This window comes from Roseovarius sp. E0-M6 (assembly GCF_037083845.1).
Classification (GTDB): Bacteria; Pseudomonadota; Alphaproteobacteria; order Rhodobacterales; family Rhodobacteraceae; genus Roseovarius.
This window is the reverse complement of record NZ_JBAPLA010000002.1, coordinates 304,627-325,270: the sequence shown is the minus strand read 5'-3', so window position 1 is coordinate 325,270 and position 20,644 is coordinate 304,627. Positions and strand designations below refer to the sequence as shown.

Here is a 20,644-nt window from a genome sequence, read left to right as displayed (position 1 = left end):
ATCGGTTCGCAAAAGGCTTCAGCAGCCATTGCCACGCAGAACCACGAGAACCGTCCGCCGCAGAATACACATATCGAGCCACGGCGAACGGCCTTCGACATAAAGCTTATCAAAGCTCACACGGTCCGCATATGTCCGCTCATTCCGCCCCATAACCTGCCAGAGTCCGGTCACTCCGGGTCGAACACGGTAATAGGCCCGCGCGCCGCTTTCCCCGTAATGCGAACATAGTTCTTCGGCTGTCACGGGGCGAGGGCCCACAAGGCTCATCTCTCCGCGCAGGATATTGATCACCTGCGGCAACTCATCCAAACTATAGCGCCGGAGAAACCGGCCCACCGGCGTCACGCGCGGGTCGTGCCGCAATTTGCGTGCATCGCGCCATTGCCGCGCAAGCGCAGGATCCTGTCGCAACAAAACCGCAAGTCTCCTTTCGGCGTCCGGGCTCATGCTGCGCAGTTTCCAGATCCGAAAACGCTCTCCGTTGCGGCCAATACGCTCCTGCCGGTGAAACGGTCCGTGCCCATCCTGCAGCCAGACAAACAAGGCAAGCATCACGATCATCGGAAAAATCAGCGGCGCCGCGGCAAGCGTCAGGCAAACGTCGACAATCCGTTTGCCGTCGGCCCTCCCTCCCCGGATGGTCCACACATGACCAAGCGCCACATACATGTCCGTCCCCTCGCGATCGTGTCGCCGGTGACGCTAATGCAATACTCTTAACAACTTGCAAATGTCATGGGATCAAGTCCCTGTGCGCTCAAGCGCTACCGCGATCCCCTGACCGCCACCGATACACATGGTGACGAGTGCCTTTGACCCACCAATACGCTCAAGCTCATAGAGCGCCTTGACCATCAGGATCGCACCCGTGGCGCCGACAGGATGCCCAAGCGCAATCGCGCCTCCATTTGGGTTCACCTTCGCGGGATCAAGGCCCAAGGCCCGGTTTACCGCAATCGCCTGAGCGGCGAAGGCTTCGTTCGATTCAATGACATCAAAGTCCTCTGAGCTAAGCCCCGTCCGTTTTAGCAGGGCCTCGACAGCCGGGATAGGACCGATGCCCATCACCTCGGGCCGGACCCCGGCATGCGCATAGCCAAGAATGCGCGCCCGCGGGGTAAGACCGGCACGCTCGGCAGCGTCCGCGCGCGCCATGACGATCGCCGCCGCGCCATCATTGATCCCGCTCGCATTGCCCGCCGTGACCGTGCCATCCTTCTGAAAGACCGGGCGCAGACCGGCAAGTGCCTCGTCGGTGGTGGGCTTTGGATGCTCATCAACCCTGAATTCGACGCTACCCTTGCGGGATTTGACTTCGACCGCAGCGATTTGTTCTTCGAAACGCCCCGTCTCAATCGCCTTGCTGGCGCGCTTCTGACTGTCGAGCGCGAAGGCGTCCTGATCCTCGCGGCTGATGCCGTGCTCATTCGCGACATTCTCGGCGGTGACTCCCATATGTCCCGTGCCAAACGGACAGTTCAGCGCCCCAAGCATCATATCGAGCGTGCGCATGTCCCCCATCTTTTGGCCCCAGCGAAGCTCGGGCAGGATGAAGGGAGAGCGGCTCATGCTTTCCGCTCCGCCCGCAACCGCGAAATCCGCATCCCCGAGCATGAGGGCCTGCGCAGCCGAGACAACAGCCTGAGCACCCGAACCGCACAAGCGATTGACGTTCATCGCAGGCGTGGTCTCCGGAATGCCCGCTTCCATCGCGGCGATCCGCGCGAGGTACATGTCCTTGGGTTCCGTGTTGATCACATGGCCAAAAATTACATGCCCGATCTGCACACCCTCGACACCAGCGCGTGTCAAAGCCTCGCGGGTGACGGTGGCCCCCAAGGTTGTTGGTTCGACTGTGGCCAGCGATCCACCAAAGGTGCCGATTGCGGTTCGCGCCCCGCCAAGGATAACGATTTCGTCCATGATGATCTCCTATCTGCCCGCACCAGACTAGGCGTCGGGCCCCAGTCCGTCCACAGCGACGCGCCGTCACGTTCAAAGTTGCGCCTCCCCCAAGGGTGCCCACATGGTCCGGCCATTTCCGCGGGAAATGCGCCTACAGGGTCGTCATTCCCCGAAATGCAAACACCCGCCAAAAGGCGGGCGTTTAAACTGTTTCGTTGAGACTGAATTTATCCGTAAACCGATTCTTTCCCAAAATGCTTGGTCAGCATATAATAAACGACCGCCCGATACTTGTTGCGCTCGCTGCGTCCATAGATGTCGAGCACCTGATTGATCGCGTCCATAAGGGCAGGGCTGTCAGCAAGTCCCAGCTTCTTGATCAGGAAGTTGTTCTTGACGGTCTCAAGTTCTGCTTCCTGCGTCGCTGCAACTGTGGATGCGTCTGCGTTGTAAATCGCTGGCCCACAGCCAATCGTCACCTTGGTCAGCAAATCCATATCCGGCGTCATTCCGCACTTGCTGCGCAAATCTTCTGCGTATGTGGCGATCAAATCGTCGCGTTTTCCCATAAAATCTCTCCCTCTGCTCCGGCATTCGGCCGGCCTGCGTTCTAATTTGTGCCCTTATCGGCATACGTCATACGATAACCAACGTGCCACCGCGAACAAAGGGAAATGTTGGCACGCCTTCCCCGCAGCAAAATGCTGCGGACCGGAAAATGCGAGTCCACTCCCTCAAGCGGCTTCATGGGCAAACAGCGCGCCTCGATCATCTGCGCCTTGCCACCTGCCTCGTGGCTTGACAGGATGTGAGATGCGTTTCAAAAAAACAGAGCATCTTTTTTGCAAGGGTTTTCAAATGCGCACGTTTTTCCCATTCGCCACGATACTTTTTGGCCTGATTGGCGTATTTCAACATGTCCCGGTGTCTGCCGCCGAACTGGACGTGCATGATGACCCCGCCATGTCGTGCTACCTGCGCATGGATGGCCCGCCCGCCGATGGTGATGCAGAAACTCTGGAAGCTTTGTTGCGTCTCTATCAGGATGCCGGCTCCAGCTCCGAATTTCCCAGTGTGCCGCGTCTGTGCCTGAGCGGTGCCACCGGTGAGTATGCCGCCGTTTTCGATATCATCAACCAACTGGGTGGTCAGTTTGCCACCGCGATCCCTGCGGGCAAGACCTGTGCCGGTCCTTGCGCGCTGCTGTTCATGGCCGGACGTTCCGGCGATGGCGGCACCATCGACACGCAGCAGGGCGGGCGCATCGTTCACCCAAAGGGCACATTGCGATTTGGCCAAAGAGGCGCGCCGCAGATGACCCTCACGGAAATCGAAACGCTGATTGGGTTGCAAGACACCTACGACATACCCACCGAGGTGATCGGTGCGATGATCGCGGACGCCCCGGTCGCCCGAACACTAACCACCGTCGGCGAAGCGACGCGCTGGCAGATCCGCGTCGCACCCAGCGTGATCCCGGACACGCTCAGCCCTCTGTCGACTTGGCTGGCCTGCAACAATGTCGCCGCACCGCTTCTTCCCAATCTGCATTTCGTGGACGGCCCGCCCTATAATCCGGACTATCAGCGCTATGAAACGCCCGAGGTCGACCTGAGCGGCAACACCCAAAGGGGCAGCGTGACCCTTCGAGTGGCCTCAAATGCCAGAATGAAGTGTGGTGTCTCGGTCTACGGCCCCTCGGACCTGCCCACCGGGCGGGTCGGCACCGTCAGCCTGACACTCGGCGAAGATGACGGCATCGAGCTTTACCGCGCAGTCTATGGCCCCGCCTTCTTCACGCCCGAAACCCAGATATCAGAGTTGGCGCGCCACTCGGATACCCAAGCCGAAACAGTCTCTGTTTCTGCCAAAAGCGCGCCGGATCGCATGGACGACAGGGGCCTCTGTGGCCGCATCGAAGCAGGCAAGCTGGTCTGGCATCAGGTCTGCAACCGCACCGTTCGGGAGCAGCCCGCCGAGGACATGACGTCGATGACCACAACCACCTTCGATATCGGCAACGGGACCGAAATCACCGCCACGGGCACCGGCGAATACGACCGCTCCTGGCCGGAGGAGATGGAGCCTGTTCACACCTTCGAGGGGCGCCCGGCGGCCTACTGGGGCGATGGCCTTCCCGATGCGGGCGACGATGGCAATGACCCCGGCGCGGACGAGGCCTGCCGTATCGTCACCGATGGCCAGAGCCAGTGGTGCTACACCCATTTCTGGAGGCCGGAAGGCAGCGAGGAGACATTCCTGTTCATCGCCGAAAGCGATTACGAAAGCGGGATGGCGTACTCGCAGTACTGAGGCTGGCCCGCTCTCAGAACGGCATCAAATTCAGGCGCAGACCAAAGAGCAAGAGCCGGTCGACGTCTAGCGGCTGACCGCCGCACCAACACCGGCCCCAATGCAAAGTATGCAGAACCGGTTGATCTCGCGCTTCATCGCCAGACCCACAGGCCGCCATCAATGACCCCCTGAAACGAAACGCGCCCCCGGAACACAGCTGTCCGGGGGCGCGAAGATGTCGAACGCTCTGGAGAAAATCAGTAGCGGTAGTGCTCGGGCTTGAACGGCCCATCGGGTTTTACGCCGATATACTCCGCCTGCTCCGTGCTCAGTTCCGTCAGCTTGACGCCGATGCGGTCAAGGTGCAGCCGCGCGACCTTTTCATCAAGATGCTTGGGCAGGATGAAGACATTGTTGTCGTAATTTTCGCCTTTGGTCCAAAGCTCAATCTGGGCAAGCACCTGATTGGTGAAGGATGCGCTCATCACGAAACTGGGGTGGCCCGTGGCATTGCCAAGATTCAAAAGGCGGCCTTCTGACAGAAGGATCAACCGATTGCCGTTCGGCATCTCGATCATGTCCACCTGTTCCTTGATATTGGTCCACTTGTGGTTCTTCAGGCTCGCCACCTGAATCTCGTTGTCGAAGTGACCAATGTTGCCGACGATGGCCATGTCCTTCATCGCGCGCATATGCTCGATGCGGATCACGTCCTTGTTGCCAGTGGTGGTGATGAAGATGTCGGCATCTGACACCACATCCTCGAGCGTCGTCACCTCGAACCCGTCCATCGCCGCCTGCAATGCGCAAATCGGGTCAACCTCGGTCACCTTGACGCGCGCGCCCGCGCCGCGCAGCGACGCCGCCGAACCTTTGCCCACATCGCCATAGCCCATGACCACGGCGACCTTGCCCGCCATCATCGTATCGGTGGCGCGGCGGATACCGTCGACGAGGCTTTCCTTGCAGCCATACTTGTTGTCGAATTTCGACTTGGTCACGGAATCGTTGACGTTGATCGCCGGGAACGGCAGGTGGCCCTTTTCCATCATCTTGTAGAGACGGTGCACCCCGGTTGTGGTCTCCTCGGAGACACCCTTGATCATGTGGCGCTGTTTCACGAACCAGCCGGGGCTTTCCGCCATGCGCTTCTTGATCTGGGCGAAAAGTGCGACCTCTTCTTCCGAGGTCGGCGTTTCAATCAGGTCGGTCTCGCCTTCTTCAACGCGCGCGCCGATCAGGATATAGAGTGTCGCATCCCCACCATCGTCGAGGATCAGGTTCGCGCCGCCCTCTTCGAACTGGAATATCCGGTCACAATAGTCCCAGTATTCCTCAAGCGTCTCGCCCTTGATGGCAAAGACCGGTGTCCCGCTTTCGGCCACCGCCGCAGCCGCGTGATCCTGTGTCGAGAAAATGTTGCACGAGGCCCAGCGGACATCGGCGCCCAGCGCCACCAGCGTCTCGATCAAAACAGCCGTCTGAATCGTCATGTGCAGCGATCCAGCGATCCGCGCACCCTTGAGCGGCTGGCTCGCGCCATATTCTTCACGCAGGGCCATCAGGCCCGGCATTTCGGTTTCTGCAATGTCCAGTTCCTTGCGCCCGTAGGCGGCAAGCGAAATGTCCTTCACGATATAATCTTTTGCCACGGTCTGCTCCATTCCGTCATGCTATGCTCAGAGGCAAGTAGCACTACAAACCAAAGGTGGCAACTTTGACGAAGTGACGCATAGAAAACGGGCAAATCGCGCCGTGTTTATCGGGTTTGCGCGTTCGCCTCGGAGTCCGGCAGATGTGACTTGGCCTGCGGTAGAAAGGTGCCCGTCCCGTCGGATCACAGCGCGATTCCCACCGCAGAGCTCAGCAACTGCTTGAACATATCATGCTCCTTTCGCTACAGCTTTGCGACGAAACGGGGCACATACAGAAAGATGCTGGGCCCCTCGGCGCGTTGGGTCGTCACATCCCCGCCCATCGCAAGCGACACGCGACACCCGGCACGAGGCGCGGAAATCGAAGGACACGGCCAAATGGCGACACCATTCCGGGCATGGCAACGCATGCTATCAGGCCGCCGGCTTGATCTTCTCGATCCCACACCGGTGGATATCGAGATCGAAGACATCGCCCATGGCCTTGCCTTTGTGGCACGCTGGAACGGGCAAACTCATGGAGACTATGCCTATTCAGTGGCCGAGCATTCGCTTCTGGTCGAATTGCTCTTTCGCCGCATTTCCCCCAAGACCCCGGCGAAATGGCAGATGGCGGCGCTTCTGCACGACGCTCCGGAATATGTAATCGGCGATATGATCTCGCCCGTGAAAAACGCGGTCGGACCGGCCTATGAGGAACTCGACCGACGCCTCACGGATGCGATACATATTCGCTTTGGTCTACCGGCTCAAATTCCGGCAACAGTGAAGAAACAGATCAAGAAGGCCGATAAGATCAGCGCCTGGATGGAGGCGACCCGTCTTGCCGGTTTCACAACCGACGAGGCTGACAAGTTCTTTGGTCGCCCCAATCCCGAGCTGATCAAAGGGCTGGAACTGCGCCTTCGGCCCCCGCTCGAAGTTCGCAAGGAATATACCGCACGTTTCGGCGAATTGCAGCTTGCCATCGGCTAAGCCGGATGGACGGCAGCGGCCAACACCCTTAGGTTTTTCAAAGTTTGCCGGAGCCTCACCATGCGCGCGTGTCTCGCCCTACTCATCCTGCTGACATCGGCGGGAATGGCCCAGGCCAAGCTTGAAACCTGTCAGGCCCTTTTTCGCAACGCTCCTGCCAAGTTGGGTGGACATACCCTTGTCGCGCGCACGAACTATGAGAAAAAGACTCGCGGCGCGGGCTACCATCTCCGGTTTGATCGCCGCAGAGGTCAGGTGGCCAGCGTGTTTTTCTTTGATCGCGGGCGCAACACGTTCAAAGAGAAGATGCTCGCAACCGAGCTTTCCGTCGCGACGAGCCAGATTTACCGCCTGCGCGCCGAGGATCGAAACGTCACCGATGGCAAGGTTTTCTTCGATCAACCGGACACCCCCGTTTTAGGCTTGTTCGGTCTCGGATTCGTACATCTGGAATATGACAACCGGACACGCCAGCATGATTTCATAACCCTCGGTGTCGTCGATGGCTGTCTGGTCAAGCTTATCTATTCATCTAGGGGATCACGAGGCTTCGCTACACGCCGGTTCAACACCGTGCTTGACGACCTTCTCGCCTATGTCGCTGACACGCCCTAGCGTGGAGACCGCTTGGCCAGGATACGCTGAAGCGTGCGGCGGTGCATATTCAGGCGGCGCGCCGTTTCACTGACATTGCGGTCACAAAGTTCATAGACCCGTTGAATATGCTCCCACCGCACGCGATCGGCACTCATCGGGTTTTCCGGTGGCGGCGGAAGCTCGTCCGCCGTGGCCACGAGTGCATTGATGATATCGCGCGCGTCGGCCGGTTTCGAAAGATAATCGGTGGCGCCTATCTTGACCGCCGCGACCGCCGTCGCGATGGCACCATAACCTGTCAGAACCACGATCCTGCAATCAGGACGCTTTTCACGCAAAATCTCGACCACGTCGAGGCCGTTGCCATCTCCCAGCCGCAGATCGCAAACCGCATAAGCAGGCGGACGGGCCGTTGCGATCGCTGTTCCGCCCGCGACAGAATCCGCTGTCTCAACATCGAAGCCACGCTTTTCCATGGCCTTCGCCAGACGTCGTAAAAACGACTCGTCATCGTCCATGATCAGGAGAGATCGATCGTCTCCAAGCTGTTCCAGCATCTCGGCCATACGGCATATCTCCTGTTAAAGGTGAGATTAAAATATGACTTAGGCCGCGTTTTGTCGCGGGTCAAATGTAGCTGTTCAGCTGTTTTCGATAAAACACTGGGTCGTTGCGGCCATGTCCTCCGCGCTCATTTCCCGTCTGAAAAACTCCACGAATCCATGTTCTGGCAAAGTCAGATAGGTAAATGTCGAATGATCCACGAGATAGAATTCGTCCCCTTCCGCAGCAGGCTGGGCCTTGAAATACGTCCGGTAGGCTTGGCTCGCGGCCTTTACCTGTGCGTCTGAACCGGTCAGACCGATCATGCGGGGATGCATGTAATCCGTCCATTCGGCAAGAACTTCGGGCGTGTCGCGCTTGGGGTCGACCGAGATGAAGACAGGCTGCACCTCAATCCCCTGCTCTTCGAGAAGCTCGACCGCCTCGGCATTTCGTGCCACGTCAAGCGGGCACACGTCAGGGCAGAACGTATAGCCAAAATAAATCAGCGACGGTTGTGAAAGTACTTCTTCGCTCGTCACAGTCTCGCCAGTCTCGCTCACAAGCGTGAAAGGCCCGCCAATCTGACCCGCTCCTCCGGCTACCTTTGCCGAACGGCAGGGATCAAACATTCCTCCGTCCTGGCGGCCCTGTGTCATGACATATGTAAAGGCCAGCACCGCCACCAAGGCGACACCGAAAATAACTGCGAATGTGCGGGTCATGGCACTTGCTCCTGCGCTCTGGGCATTCATGATTGCGTGTGTCACATTTAAAGCCACGATGCCAGCTTGCAACGGGATCAAAGCGCACTGATGGAAAGCCCCCTGACCGGCCTCGCCGGGCCCCGGCAAAGGGGTCACTGGATCCGGCTTCGGACACTGGTTCTGTTACGTTGGTGGGCGGTTGTCGGGCAAATCACGGCGCTTGTGATCGCGCATCTCGCCTATGATCTCATCTTTGACATCGGACTATGTTTCGCGGTGATCGGCGCCTCGGTCGTCAGCAACCTGATCGTGTCGATGATCTATCCGGCGAACAAGCGGCTGAATGAGCGCGAAAACCTGTTTTTCGTGATGTTCGACCTGCTGCAACTGGGCTTTCTTCTGTATCTGACGGGCGGGCTTAATAATCCGTTCGCGATTCTGGTTGTCGGTCCGGTCATTGTCTCGGCCTCGTCGCTGTCCACACGCTCCACATTCTTTCTCGGTCTGACCGCGATCGCCATCGTGACGGCTCTTTTCTGGCTCTATATGCCGCTGCGCACGGATCAGGGCGATATTCTACGGATGCCGGACATCTATCGGTTCGGCTTCTGGCTCGCCATTGTCATCGCCGTCATTTTCCTTGGGGTATATTCGCGTTGGGTCGTGTCGGAAATGCAGGCGATGTCACAGGCGCTTCAAGCAACACAAATGGCACTTGCCCGCGAACAGAAACTGACCGATCTGGGCGGCGTCGTTGCGGCTGCCGCGCATGAACTCGGAACTCCGCTGGCTACGATCAAGCTCACCAGTTCCGAGCTGGCCGACGACCTTCCCAGCGGCAGTGACGCTCACGAGGACGCCCTTCTGATCCGCGAACAGGCCGACCGGTGCCGCGACATCCTTCGATCCATGGGGCGTGCCGGCAAGGACGATATGCACCTGCGGACAGCCCCCCTCAGTGCCGTTCTCGACGAGGCCGCGGAACCCCATGTCAACCGCGGCAAGACCGTGATCTGTGAACACGGCTCAGGTGGAGATCTCGCAGGGCAGCCCTTCGTTTTGCGCCGGCCCGAGATTATTCACGGGCTGCGCAATCTTATCCAGAACGCCGTCGACTTCGCCACCGATACCGTCTGGATCGAATCGAGATGGTCTGCCGAAAACATCACCATTCGGATCATGGATAACGGGCCGGGCTTTCCTGTCCCGATCATGCCCCGCATAGGTGAACCTTTCATGCGCCGCCGAACCCCGCGCTCAGACGCAAGGCGACCGGAGTATGACGGGATGGGTCTCGGCCTCTTCATCGCCAAAACGCTGCTCGAGCGTTCGGGCGCCGATCTCAGCTTTGCCAACGGTGTAGATTCGTTTTCCGCCGGTCACCGCAAATCCGAACGCACCGGCGCAGTGATCGAGGTTGTCTGGCCCCGCGCCGAACTAGAAACCGGAACCGAAGGGCGGCGTGCCGCTCTTGGAGATAATCAGCCAATAAAAGGCTGAGCACACGTCACAGCGGACCGCTGTTAACCACTTGTTCACCTTAGCGGACCACCCTGCCTATGAACTGGAAGGTAGGGTGTGGGCCATGACCTCTGATTTTCTGAACTGGATCATGACGATATCAACCGCGTTCGCCGGAACCGGAGCCGCGCTTTGGTTCATCTCGCGTCTGAAGTTTTCCGACCGATCCAACACCGTGCCTCAAGATACCCATTCTCGGCAGGTCTCAACGCTTCTCTATCGGGACGGAGCACTTATCGACATGGAAAATTGCGGCGCCCTCTCTGATCGGAACGTCGCCGACACATGGTGCGCGCTACGGGTTTGGCTTGCGCCGAGGTTTCCTGACCTGCCCGAAGATTATGCGAAACTTGAGACACCCATGACCGCTCAGGCCAATGACGACGAAAAGACACAGCTGCACCTTCGCCCGTCGCCGGACCACCTGCAGGTTATGCTAAGCACATCGCGCCCCGCCGACCCGATAGAACTGCATGAGAGTGCTCTTCGCAAACGCGAGTCCACGGCCTTGAGCAGCATGACAATGCAATGTCCCTACCCCGTCTGGCACCTCGATAAGGCGGGCGACGTCACTTGGCGGAACAACGCAAGCACAACCTTTTTCAACCGCGGCGGCGCACAGCATACCTTGGCGCTCCCAAAGCCGGGCCAAACCGCGGTCGAACGCATTATGCTGAACCTTCCCGGAGACGCCTCGAACATCTGGTTCGACGTCCGAATCCTGGCACAGGAGGGCGGCTTTCACTGCTATGCCACAGAGATCACAGACGCCGTTCGCGCCGAATCCGCACGGAGCGAATTCATTCAGACCCTGACCAAAACATTCGCCACCCTGCCTATCGGACTCGCGGTCTTTGATCACACTCGCAAGCTGGTGCTCTTCAATCCGGCGCTTACCGATCTCACCCGCCTTCCCGTCGACGTCCTGAGCGTGATGCCAGACCTGATGAGCTTTTTCGATCATCTGCGCGACCGACAGGTGATGCCCGAGCCGCGTGATTACGGGACGTGGCGGCATCAGATTCAGGATATTCTCAGCTCGGCCGAAAACGGCCTCTATCAGGAAACCTGGGCCCTGCCCTTCAACATAACCTACAGGGTAACCGGACGCCCGCATCCCGATGGCGCCGTGGCCTTCCTGTTCGAAGACATCTCCGCCGACATCGTTCTCTCGCAACGGTTTCAGTCCGAACTGGCAAGGCGCGACGCCATGATCGAAACGATGGACGAGGCGGTAATGATGCTCGCCCCCGACGACACGATCTCATTCAGCAATGCGGCCTTCCGCAAGATGTTCGCGGTCGATCCCGATAGCCGCGCGGTCGAAATTCGTTTGGAGGATGCCCTGCGGATGGGTCAATCCCGCTTGCCCCATAATGAATTCTGGTCAGACCTGCGGCAAATGATCCGGTCGGGCGACCGTCAGGGGCATATCTTTCACCAAACCAATTCCCCCTCGGCCGGTCCGCTTTCTGCACGGTTCTTGCGTCTGCCCGACGGCACCCGCCTTGTGATCGTGACCCACGTTAATCAGAATTCGCCCACCGAACCCGCCTGATACCGATCTCGCTGTTGAAGCCACGGGCGCCGCGTGTAACCTGCGCCCATGATCAGTCCGACGCATGATATTGACCTTGAGAGTGCCGCCGCAACTTGCGCCTTCGCCCGCAAAATCGGGGGCCATTTGCGCCCGGGCGATACGATCCTCCTTGACGGTGAAATCGGTGCGGGCAAGACCCATTTCTGCCGCTGCCTCATTCAGTCTCTGGTCGACCCTCCCGAAGATGTGCCATCCCCCACATTTACGCTGGTTCAAACCTACGACTCCCCTAAGGGCGAGATTTGGCACGCCGATCTTTATCGCCTCAGCGACACGTCGGAACTTGTCGAGCTTGGCCTCTCCGATGCCTTCTCCGAAGCGATCTGCCTCGTGGAATGGCCCGACCGCCTTGGGTCGCTTGCGCCCGCGAACGCACTCAGCATAGAGTTCGTGACCGGTGGAACAACCGAGGCCCGCACCGCGCGTATCTCGTGGAGCGCCGACAAATGGAACGACCTTATTGACAGGGTGAAACTTGACCAAACGTAGCGACATCCTGACAGATTTCATAGCTCAGAGCGGTTGGAGCGATGCTGACAGCAAGGTTATTGCCGGCGATGCCTCGAACCGCCGTTACCTGCGACTCACGCGGCCCAATGGAGCGTCAGCGATCCTGATGGATGCCCCGCCGGACAAAGGCGAGGACGTGAGACCTTTCATACACATTGCCGAGGTGCTGACCGATCAGGGGCTCAGCGCGCCTCAAATCATGCACCGCGATATCAAACTGGGTCTACTCATCATCGAAGATCTGGGAGATGATCTTTTCGCGAGGGTTCTGAAAACCTCGCCTGAGCTGGAAAACCGTCTCTATTCCGCGGCAACTGATGTTCTTGTCTCGCTTCATGATACCGCACCGCCATCGGGACTCGAGCCCTACTCCATACCCATGATGGCCGACATGGCGGCGCTGGCCTGCGATTGGTATGCCGACGGTCTTGACGCCTCAGATCCGGTGGGTCGTCAGCGCCTCAAGGACGCGATGACCGGCGCGCTTGCTCTGCTCGACGGGCTCGAAGATGTGCTAATTCAACGAGACTATCATGCCGAAAACCTGCTTTGGCTGCCCGAACGGTCGGGAAAGGCGCGGGTCGGCTTGCTCGATTTTCAGGACGCTATGCGCGGGCATCGCGCCTATGATCTCGTCTCGCTGCTTCAGGACGCGCGCCGCGACGTGAGTCCAGAGGTCGAATCCGATATGATCAAACGCTATGTGACCGCGTGGGGCGGCAATCCGGCGGCCTTCAATACGGCCTATCATGTGCTCGGAGCCCAACGAAACCTGCGGATTATCGGCGTTTTTGCCCGGCTTTGCCTGCGCGACGGTAAGGCACATTACGTTGATTTCATTCCGCGCGTCTGGGATTACCTGATGCGCGATCTGCACCACGCCGCGTTGGGCCCTCTCTTGACTGTCGTTCAAGATGTTCTGCCACACCCCACCGAAAGTGCGCTTCAAAGGCTTAGAGCAAAATGCGCAACGCAATTGACGTGATGCTTTTTGCCGCGGGCTTCGGCACGCGAATGCGCCCGCTGACAGACAGCAGGCCCAAGCCGCTCATTTCAGTGGCAGGTCACCCCCTGCTTCGGCATGCGTATGATATCGCAAAGGCCGCCACAAATGGGTCTGTCATCGTCAACGCACACTATCTGGCAGATCAGGTGATCTCATATGTCAGCGACAAAAACGTCGTTATTTCGCTGGAAGAGAGCCGCATTCTGGACACCGGTGGCGGGCTTAAGGCGGCACTGCCTCTGATATCCGGGAATGTGGTTGCAACCCTCAACACCGATGCGGTCTGGACCGGGGCCAACCCGCTTCAAACGCTTTTGGGGGGGTGGGACAGTCACGCCATGGATGCACTTTTACTGTGCATTCCCCAGGACCGCGCGCTCGGTCGCACCGGAGCGGGCGATTTTTCGATGTCGCCTGAGGGGCGCATGTCACGCGGTGGCGATCTCGTCTACACCGGGGCGCAGATCATCCGGACCGATATCCTGCATAACTGGCCCGAGGATGTCTTTTCCTTGAATGCGGTCTGGAATGACATAATGAATCGGGGGCGCCTGAGCGGAGTCGTTCACCGCGGCGGTTGGTGTGATGTCGGCCACCCCGGCGGGATTGAGCAGGCCGAAGCCATGTTGCGTGAGGCGAATGATGTTTGAAGTCACCGACGCGCCACGGCTATTCGCTCTCCCTCCCGGTGTCGATTTTAGCCATGAACTGATCGCCGGTCTGCGACAGCGCCTACAGGGTCAGCCGCCAGAGGCGCTCGCTCGTGTCACGCTCATCGTCAACACCCGGCGCATGGCGCGGCGTCTCCGAGAGATTTTCGACACTGGTCCGCCTTGTTTGCTACCTCGCATCGGCACAGTGACGTCCCTCGACGCCCTCTGGCCCATGGCCGAGGAGCCCCCCGCACTCCCGCCTCTCAGGCGCAAGCTCGAACTGGCTCAACTTGTTTCAGCCCTTCTTGAGCGCGAGGAAAATCTGGCGCCGAGGTCCGCGCTCTTCGACCTTGCCGACAGTCTTTCGGCCCTGATGGACGAAATGCACGGCGAGGGGGTGGGTATGGACGCGCTGGATGCGCTGGATGTCACCGACCAGTCGGGGCATTGGGCTCGGTTGCGTGCCTTTCTATCCATCACCCGTGAGTTCGAGAACCGGACCGAAAGCGCCGGCGCTGAGGCTCGCAATCGCCGCATCGTCACGGCTCTCATTGACCGTTGGAACACCGATCCGCCCGACACTCCGGTCATTCTGGCGGGCTCTACCGGATCGCGCGGGACCACCCGGATGCTGCTTGAAGCCATATCGCGCCTTCCCCAAGGCGCGGTGGTGCTTCCCGGTTATGATTTCGACATGCCAGCCCACGCATGGCAAGCACTCGACAACAGGATGGGCGGCGAGGACCATCCACAGTTCCGCTTTCGCGCCCTGCACGACGCCGTGGACATCGCGCCTGATGCGGTCATCCCATGGACCGGAACCCTCCCTGCCTCTCCAGCGCGGAACGCGGTGCTTTCCTTGGCCTTGCGCCCCGCTCCCGTCACCGATCAATGGCGCGTCGACGGCCCAAGCCTGAGCGATATCGGCAACGCGATGCAGGATGTCACCCTCATTGAGGCCCCCAGCCGCCGGATCGAAGCGCTCACCATTGCGATGCGCCTGCGCGAAGCTGCGGAGAACGACCAAACTGCAGCGCTCATCACGCCCGACCGTGACTTGACACGTCAGGTCGCCGCGGCGCTTGATCGCTGGCGTATCCTGCCCGACGACAGCGCCGGCACACCGCTGCACCTCACCTCGGCCGGTCGCTTCCTGCGCCATGTCGCCGCTCTCGGGACAGATCGGCTCTCAAGCGAGGCGCTTCTCACATTGCTCAAGCACCCGCTGACTCACCGCGGAAGCGGCCGCGGAACCCATCTCCGCCTGACCCGAGAGCTTGAGCTTTACCTGCGACGCAAAGGGGTGCCGTTTCCCACCTGCGATCACCTGACAGAATGGACCGACGGGCAGGAGGAGCCGCTTGTTCAAAGCTGGACAAGCTGGCTCGGCGATACGCTCTTGGCCGAGCGGCCTTCCGGCCCCGCCCCGCTAAGCGAGATGATCGAGCGCCACGTCGCCCTTTCCCGTCATATCGCATGGGGGCCCGAGCCTTCTACCGATTGGCCCGAGGCTTGGGGAGACGATGCCGGAATTGCGGCGCGCGCCTCACTTGACGAACTTATGGCGCAGAGCCCGCATGGTGGCGACATCGGTGCGATGGACTATGCCAACCTTCTGCACAACCTTCTGTCCTCTGGCGAGGTGCGCAACGCCACGCGCGCCCACCCCCTTATCCGTATCTGGGGCACGATTGAGGCAAGGGTTCAGGGCGCTGATCTGGTCATCCTTGCCGGGCTCAACGAAGGAACGTGGCCCGAAACGACAGGCCACGACCCGTGGCTCAACCGTGCCCTGCGCAAGCAGGCGGGTCTCCTCCTGCCCGAAAGGCGTATCGGCCTTGCCGCGCATGATTTCCAGCAGGCAGCACTCGCTCCCGAGGTCTGGATCACACGGTCGGTCCGGTCGGACGAGGCTCAAACCGTGGCAAGCCGCTGGCTGAACCGTCTGCTCAATCTGCTTTCCGGGCTGCCCGATACAGGCGGCACCGATGCGCTCAGGGCGATGCGCGACCGGGGTGCCATGTGGCTTTCACGCGCTCACGCGCTCGAAGCCGTGTCAAAGTCGGACCCCGAACCGCGGCCCGCTCCGTGCCCGCCGATTATGTTGCGCCCGACGCGCCTGTCGGTCACCGCCATCGAGCGGCTCATCCGCGATCCTTACGCCATATACGCGCGTCACATACTCCGTCTTTCGCCGCTTGATCCGGTTCAGCGGATGGCCGATCCGATGATGCGCGGCAATGCAATCCATGCTGTGCTCGAGGCTTTTGTCGAAACGACCCAAGATGATGATGACGCACTGACAAGCGAAGGATTTTTCGCCATAGCAGACCCTATTCTTGCCCAATCTGTCCCTTGGGCGCAGGTTCGTCTGCAATGGCGCGCGGGGCTTGAGCGTGTGGTCAGGTCATTTCTTTCTGACGAAGCCAACCGGCGCCTCCTTGCCCGCCCTGTCGCGTTCGAAGCGCTAGGCCGGGCCACTCTTCCCGATCTCGGATTTACGCTTATTGCCAAGGCCGATCGCATTGACATGACAACCGAGGGCGGCCTGATCCTTTATGATTACAAGACAGGCGCACCGCCAAGCAAACCAGAACAGGAATCTTTCAACAAGCAACTCCTGCTCGAGGCCGCCATGGCAGAGCGCGGCGCTTTTGCTGATCTGGCACCGGCAAACGTGTATCGCGCCGCATATATCGGTCTCGGCTCCAAATCCGGAGAGGCCGAAGCCCCTCTCGACACGATGCCCGCAGATCAGACTTGGGCGGAACTGGCCAAGTTGATCGCCGCCTATCAGGAACCCGATAAGGGCTTTGTCTCAAGGCGGGCCATGAAAAAGATCACGGACCGAGGCGATTTCGATCAGTTGGCGCGCTACGGCGAATGGGATGTCACCGACAAACCTGTCCTTATCAGACTGGAGACAGACGATGGATGACGCCACCCGTCGTCAGGTCGAGGCCGCGCTGCCCACACGCTCCACATGGCTTTCGGCCAATGCCGGGTCGGGCAAGACGCGCGTGTTGACCGACCGGGTCGCGCGCCTGCTGCTCGAGGATGTGGACCCACAGAACATCTTGTGCCTCACCTACACCAAGGCCGCCGCCTCCGAGATGCAGAATCGCCTGTTCGACCGGCTGGGCGAATGGGCAATGCTTGATGATACAGAATTGCGCGCTCAGCTGACTGCACTTGGCGTCACCACCGACGATCTTTCCCTGCCCAAGGCACGCCGTCTTTTTGCAACCGCGATCGAAACCCCGGGCGGGTTGCGAATTCAGACCATTCATGCGTTTTGCGCCTCGCTCCTGCGTCGCTTCCCACTCGAGGCGGGGGTAACACCGCAATTCACCGAAATGGATGATCGCACCGCCGAGATCCTGCGAAGCGACGTGATCGAGGACATGGCTCGCGGGCCACAAGCGGGCTTGCTACACGATCTTCTGCGCATTTACACCGGGGCCGAGTTTGACAAGTTTCTTCAAAATATCCTGTCCTTCCGGGATCGCTTTGCAACCGATGTCGATATTCGCGCGGAATTGGGCCTTGCCCCCGGCACGACCCGCGAGAGCATTGCAGCCTCTGTGTTCCTTGGAAATGAGCACGACATCCTCCGCGATCTTATTCCCGCCCTTCGACAAGGTGGCACTCAGGATGCGTCGGTTTGTGAACGGCTCTCAAACCTTCCCGATCTGGGGTTCGAGGCGCTGGCCGCCCTCGAGGCCACCTTTCTGACGGCCAGTGGCAAGGCACCGTTCACAGCCAAGATCGGCAAACTGCCGACCAAACCGACCCAAAAACTTATCCCGCATATCATCGATCCGTTGAACGCTTGGATGCAGCGGGTGGAAGACGCCCGCACCGATCGCCTCGCCCTACTTGCCAACGAGAGAACCGAGACACTTCATCGGTTCGCGCGATGCTTTCTCACCAACTATGACACGGCCAAGGAACGCCGCGGGCTTCTTGATTTTGATGATCTCATTCACAAGACACGCGATCTGCTCACCAGCCCATCGGTGGCCGAATGGGTACTCTTCCGGCTCGATGGTGGCATTGACCACATACTGGTCGACGAAGCCCAGGATACCAGCCCTGCACAATGGCAGGTCATCGCGCAACTTGCTCAGGAGCTGACCAGTGGCGCGGGCACGCGCTCAGACATACTGCGCACCGTGTTCGTCGTCGGCGACAAGAAACAGTCGATCTATTCCTTTCAAGGGGCCGATCCGCGCGCTTTCGATGACATGCGCGCGTTTTTTGCCGACCGGCTCAAACACGCCGAAACGCCGCTGGTCGACAGTTTGCTTGAACATTCGTTCCGGTCCTCAACCGCCATTCTTGACGTTGTTGACACGACATTCTGTGACGCAGTCGAGGCGGGTTTTACCCCGGAACAAACCCACATCGCGTTCCATGCCGATCTTCCCGGGCGCGTCGATCTCTGGCCCCCCATACCCAAACCCGAGAAGCCCGAGGATCCGCCATGGTATTCCCCGGTCGATACGCCGGCCGAAAATGACCCCGCTATCCTTCTCGCCGAGAAGATAGCAGACCGTATATGCGCCATGATCGAAGCCAAACAACCGATCCCGGACCGGGATGTGCCCGGCGGTTGGCGACCGATGTCGGCGGGCGATTTCCTGATCCTCGTGCAATCACGCACGAACCCCGTTTTTCACGAGGTGATCCGGGCCTGCAAATCCCGCAAACTTCCGGTCGCAGGCGCCGACAGGCTCAAGCTTGGAGGCGAGATTGCGGTGCGCGATCTTGCGGCACTGCTGTCCTTTCTGGCCACGCCCGAGGATGACCTCTCCCTCGCCACGGCGCTGCGCTCCCCGCTTTTCGGCTGGAGCGAACAGGAGCTCTTCGCCTTGGCCCAGCCACGCGGCGGCGCTTACCTCTGGCAGGCCCTTCGGAAGGCGGATGCACGACACCCCAAAACGCTCTCGGTGCTGCACGATTTGCGCGGCAACGTGGATTTTCTACGCCCCTATGATCTCATCGAACGTATCCTGACGCGGCATGGTGGTCGTGCGCGCCTGCTCTCCCGTCTTGGGCCCGAGGCCGAAGATGGCATCGACGCGCTTCTGGCCCAGTCGCTTCAGTTCGAGCGCAACGCTGTCGATAGCCTCACCGGCTTTCTTGTCTGGATGGAAAAGGACGATGTCGAGGTCAAGCGCCAGCTCGACAATGCCGGCGATCTGATTCGTGTCATGACGGTTCATGGCGCCAAGGGCCTCGAGGCACCGATCGTCATTCTCCCCGAAACCCACAAGCGCGGCGGCGGACAGGAACCCGACCTGCTCGCCAGCGACAAGACCGTTTTCTGGAAGCCCCTTACCGCCGAACTCCCCCCCGCGCTCATCACCCTGCGCGAAGCTCGCAGGTCCGCACAGCAGGCCGAACGGGATCGCCTGCTCTATGTCGCCATGACCCGCGCCGAGAAATGGCTTATCGTCGCGGCGGCGGGCGATACCGGGCAGGGACGCGACAGCTGGCACAGCCAGATTACCGCCGGAATGACCGCCCGCGATGCCGCCCCCTATCCAAGCCCCACCGGGCCAGGCCTGCGTGTTGAGCGTGGCACGTGGCTCTCGACCGTGCCCGAGACCACCCCCGACAAAGCCGCCGATCTTCCCACCCTCCCCGATCACTTCTCGCGGCACGCGGCAACTCCCACGCCTCCCGCCAAGACGCTCAGCCCATCAGACCTACCGGGTGCCAAGGCGCTGCAAGGTGAGGGTGGCCGCGATACCGAGACCGCCCTGCGCGAAGGCCGCGCCCTGCACGACCTGCTTGAGCGTCTGCCGATGATCCCGCGCGATCATTGGCCCGTGCTTGATCCCGGCGCTCAGGCGCAAAACCTGATCGACGCGCCGCACCTTGCTCATATCTTCGCCCCCGGCACTCTTGCCGAGGTTCCAGTCTCGGCCACCCTCGCGGAGCTTGGAAACCGGCGCATCCACGGGGTGATCGACCGACTGATTATCGCGCCCGATCACCTGCTGATCGTCGATTTCAAATCCAACGCCGTCATTCCCGAAACTCCCCTCATGTGCCCCGAGGGGATCCTGCGACAGATGGGCGCCTACCGCGCCTGTCTTGCACAACTTTACCCGGATCGGCGTATTGACACCGCGATCCTCTGGACCGAGAAGGCCAGTCTCATGATGCTGCCACACGATCTTGTGACAGATGCCCTCGCCAACACCCAGATACCTTGACCTCGGCGGGGGGCGTCCATACCTTCTGACAAACTCGATTCATTCCGCTAGGAGAGCTGCCATGGCCACCGTTGCCGTTACCGATGATACTTTCGACGCCGAAGTCAAAAACTCGGATATTCCCGTTGTCGTAGATTTCTGGGCCGAATGGTGCGGACCCTGCAAACAGATCGGACCGGCTCTGGAAGAGATCGCATCCGAGATGGACGGCAAGATCAAGGTCGCCAAGGTCGATGTCGACAGCAATCCGAACGCTGCTGTTCAGATGGGCGTGCGCGGCATCCCCGCCCTCTTCATCTTCAAGAACGGCGAAGTTGTTTCGAACCGCGCTGGCGCCGCCCCCAAGGCCGCGCTGCAAAGCTGGATCGAAGACTCGATCTGAGCCTGAATAAGGCGTTTCGCAAAAAGCAGCGAACAGCTTTAGTGACTGATTTCAGGGCCTCGCCA

At 59.9% G+C, this 20,644-nt stretch carries 17 protein-coding genes; 11 read left to right on the top strand and 6 right to left on the bottom strand.

What is annotated here, in order from left to right; all coding sequences use genetic code 11:
- Nucleotides 1-18 precede the first annotated feature (18 nt).
- The 3 genes from V8359_RS07970 to V8359_RS07960 all read right to left on the bottom strand — a co-directional run bounded on the left by V8359_RS07970 (nucleotide 19) and on the right by V8359_RS07960 (nucleotide 2,477).
- Entirely contained in the window at nucleotides 19-672 is a 654-nt protein-coding gene (locus V8359_RS07970; protein ID WP_336428235.1) for a sugar transferase, read from the bottom strand.
- A gap of 72 nt (nucleotides 673-744) precedes the next feature.
- Entirely contained in the window at nucleotides 745-1,926 is a 1,182-nt protein-coding gene (locus V8359_RS07965; RefSeq protein WP_336428234.1) for an acetyl-CoA C-acyltransferase family protein, read from the bottom strand.
- Nucleotides 1,927-2,135: 209 nt separating this feature from the next.
- Nucleotides 2,136-2,477 carry a DUF2853 family protein gene (locus V8359_RS07960; RefSeq protein ID WP_336428233.1) on the bottom strand — a complete coding sequence of 114 codons (342 nt, stop codon included), beginning with the start codon at nucleotides 2,475-2,477 and terminating at the stop codon, nucleotides 2,136-2,138.
- A gap of 289 nt (nucleotides 2,478-2,766) precedes the next feature.
- On the opposite strand from V8359_RS07960, the gene V8359_RS07955 reads away from it, so the two are divergent.
- On the top strand, nucleotides 2,767-4,221 hold the full coding sequence (locus tag V8359_RS07955; protein ID WP_336428232.1) for a hypothetical protein: 1,455 nt from the start codon (nucleotides 2,767-2,769) through the stop codon (nucleotides 4,219-4,221).
- A gap of 239 nt (nucleotides 4,222-4,460) precedes the next feature.
- On the opposite strand, the gene ahcY is transcribed toward V8359_RS07955, so the two are convergent.
- Nucleotides 4,461-5,867, bottom strand: a complete 1,407-nt coding sequence (ahcY, locus tag V8359_RS07950) for an adenosylhomocysteinase (RefSeq protein ID WP_336428231.1) — start codon at nucleotides 5,865-5,867, stop codon at nucleotides 4,461-4,463.
- Nucleotides 5,868-6,236: 369 nt separating this feature from the next.
- On the opposite strand from ahcY, the gene V8359_RS07945 reads away from it, so the two are divergent.
- Nucleotides 6,237-6,833 (top strand): HD family hydrolase, encoded by a 597-nt coding sequence (locus tag V8359_RS07945; protein WP_336428230.1) that lies wholly within the window; start codon nucleotides 6,237-6,239, stop codon nucleotides 6,831-6,833.
- A 60-nt stretch (nucleotides 6,834-6,893) separates the two neighbouring features.
- Nucleotides 6,894-7,448 carry a hypothetical protein gene (locus tag V8359_RS07940; protein ID WP_336428229.1) on the top strand — a complete coding sequence of 185 codons (555 nt, stop codon included), beginning with the start codon at nucleotides 6,894-6,896 and terminating at the stop codon, nucleotides 7,446-7,448.
- On the opposite strand, the gene V8359_RS07935 is transcribed toward V8359_RS07940, so the two are convergent.
- Both V8359_RS07935 and V8359_RS07930 read right to left on the bottom strand, forming a co-directional pair.
- A complete protein-coding gene (locus V8359_RS07935) occupies nucleotides 7,445-7,996 on the bottom strand; it encodes an ActR/PrrA/RegA family redox response regulator transcription factor (protein WP_336428228.1) in 552 nt (183 codons plus the stop codon). The two genes, V8359_RS07940 and V8359_RS07935, sit on opposite strands and share 4 nt — an antisense overlap.
- Before the next feature lie 75 nt (nucleotides 7,997-8,071).
- Nucleotides 8,072-8,698, bottom strand: a complete 627-nt coding sequence (locus V8359_RS07930) for an SCO family protein (RefSeq protein ID WP_336428227.1) — start codon at nucleotides 8,696-8,698, stop codon at nucleotides 8,072-8,074.
- Nucleotides 8,699-8,788: 90 nt separating this feature from the next.
- Here V8359_RS07930 and regB point away from each other — a divergent pair, with 90 nt between their 5' ends.
- The 8 genes from regB (at nucleotide 8,789) to trxA (ending at nucleotide 20,579) form a co-directional block, all read left to right on the top strand.
- A complete protein-coding gene (gene regB, locus V8359_RS07925) occupies nucleotides 8,789-10,180 on the top strand; it encodes a sensor histidine kinase RegB (protein ID WP_336428226.1) in 1,392 nt (463 codons plus the stop codon).
- Nucleotides 10,181-10,265: 85 nt separating this feature from the next.
- Complete coding sequence (locus tag V8359_RS07920; RefSeq protein WP_336428225.1) at nucleotides 10,266-11,759, top strand: PAS-domain containing protein; 1,494 nt, start codon at nucleotides 10,266-10,268, stop codon at nucleotides 11,757-11,759.
- A 48-nt stretch (nucleotides 11,760-11,807) separates the two neighbouring features.
- Nucleotides 11,808-12,290, top strand: coding sequence for a tRNA (adenosine(37)-N6)-threonylcarbamoyltransferase complex ATPase subunit type 1 TsaE (gene tsaE, locus V8359_RS07915; RefSeq protein ID WP_336428224.1), 483 nt, complete (start codon nucleotides 11,808-11,810; stop codon nucleotides 12,288-12,290).
- Entirely contained in the window at nucleotides 12,277-13,296 is a 1,020-nt protein-coding gene (locus V8359_RS07910) for an aminoglycoside phosphotransferase family protein (protein ID WP_336428223.1), read from the top strand. The genes tsaE and V8359_RS07910 overlap by 14 nt, the downstream gene beginning before the upstream one ends.
- Nucleotides 13,275-13,967 (top strand): nucleotidyltransferase family protein, encoded by a 693-nt coding sequence (locus V8359_RS07905; protein ID WP_336428222.1) that lies wholly within the window; start codon nucleotides 13,275-13,277, stop codon nucleotides 13,965-13,967. Before V8359_RS07910 ends, V8359_RS07905 begins: the two co-directional genes overlap by 22 nt.
- Nucleotides 13,960-16,908: a double-strand break repair protein AddB gene (gene addB / locus V8359_RS07900; protein ID WP_336428221.1), complete on the top strand. Its 2,949-nt coding sequence runs from the start codon at nucleotides 13,960-13,962 to the stop codon at nucleotides 16,906-16,908. Before V8359_RS07905 ends, addB begins: the two co-directional genes overlap by 8 nt.
- Nucleotides 16,901-20,197 (top strand): double-strand break repair helicase AddA, encoded by a 3,297-nt coding sequence (gene addA / locus V8359_RS07895; protein WP_336428220.1) that lies wholly within the window; start codon nucleotides 16,901-16,903, stop codon nucleotides 20,195-20,197. Before addB ends, addA begins: the two co-directional genes overlap by 8 nt.
- Before the next feature lie 61 nt (nucleotides 20,198-20,258).
- On the top strand, nucleotides 20,259-20,579 hold the full coding sequence (gene trxA / locus V8359_RS07890) for a thioredoxin (RefSeq protein ID WP_336428219.1): 321 nt from the start codon (nucleotides 20,259-20,261) through the stop codon (nucleotides 20,577-20,579).
- Nucleotides 20,580-20,644 lie beyond the last annotated feature (65 nt).

What these genes read in the sequence shown, in the direction of transcription:
- V8359_RS07970 (WP_336428235.1), bottom strand. Translation starts at nt 672, where the DNA reads ATGTATGTGGCGCTTGGTCATGTGTGGACCATCCGGGGAGGGAGGGCC.
- V8359_RS07965 (WP_336428234.1), bottom strand. Translation starts at nt 1,926, where the DNA reads ATGGACGAAATCGTTATCCTTGGCGGGGCGCGAACCGCAATCGGCACC.
- V8359_RS07960 (WP_336428233.1), bottom strand. Translation starts at nt 2,477, where the DNA reads ATGGGAAAACGCGACGATTTGATCGCCACATACGCAGAAGATTTGCGC.
- V8359_RS07955 (WP_336428232.1), top strand. Translation starts at nt 2,767, where the DNA reads ATGCGCACGTTTTTCCCATTCGCCACGATACTTTTTGGCCTGATTGGC.
- ahcY (WP_336428231.1), bottom strand. Translation starts at nt 5,867, where the DNA reads ATGGAGCAGACCGTGGCAAAAGATTATATCGTGAAGGACATTTCGCTT.
- V8359_RS07945 (WP_336428230.1), top strand. Translation starts at nt 6,237, where the DNA reads ATGGCGACACCATTCCGGGCATGGCAACGCATGCTATCAGGCCGCCGG.
- V8359_RS07940 (WP_336428229.1), top strand. Translation starts at nt 6,894, where the DNA reads ATGCGCGCGTGTCTCGCCCTACTCATCCTGCTGACATCGGCGGGAATG.
- V8359_RS07935 (WP_336428228.1), bottom strand. Translation starts at nt 7,996, where the DNA reads ATGGCCGAGATGCTGGAACAGCTTGGAGACGATCGATCTCTCCTGATC.
- V8359_RS07930 (WP_336428227.1), bottom strand. Translation starts at nt 8,698, where the DNA reads ATGACCCGCACATTCGCAGTTATTTTCGGTGTCGCCTTGGTGGCGGTG.
- regB (WP_336428226.1), top strand. Translation starts at nt 8,789, where the DNA reads ATGGAAAGCCCCCTGACCGGCCTCGCCGGGCCCCGGCAAAGGGGTCAC.
- V8359_RS07920 (WP_336428225.1), top strand. Translation starts at nt 10,266, where the DNA reads ATGACCTCTGATTTTCTGAACTGGATCATGACGATATCAACCGCGTTC.
- tsaE (WP_336428224.1), top strand. Translation starts at nt 11,808, where the DNA reads ATGATCAGTCCGACGCATGATATTGACCTTGAGAGTGCCGCCGCAACT.
- V8359_RS07905 (WP_336428222.1), top strand. Translation starts at nt 13,275, where the DNA reads ATGCGCAACGCAATTGACGTGATGCTTTTTGCCGCGGGCTTCGGCACG.
- addB (WP_336428221.1), top strand. Translation starts at nt 13,960, where the DNA reads ATGTTTGAAGTCACCGACGCGCCACGGCTATTCGCTCTCCCTCCCGGT.
- addA (WP_336428220.1), top strand. Translation starts at nt 16,901, where the DNA reads ATGGATGACGCCACCCGTCGTCAGGTCGAGGCCGCGCTGCCCACACGC.
- trxA (WP_336428219.1), top strand. Translation starts at nt 20,259, where the DNA reads ATGGCCACCGTTGCCGTTACCGATGATACTTTCGACGCCGAAGTCAAA.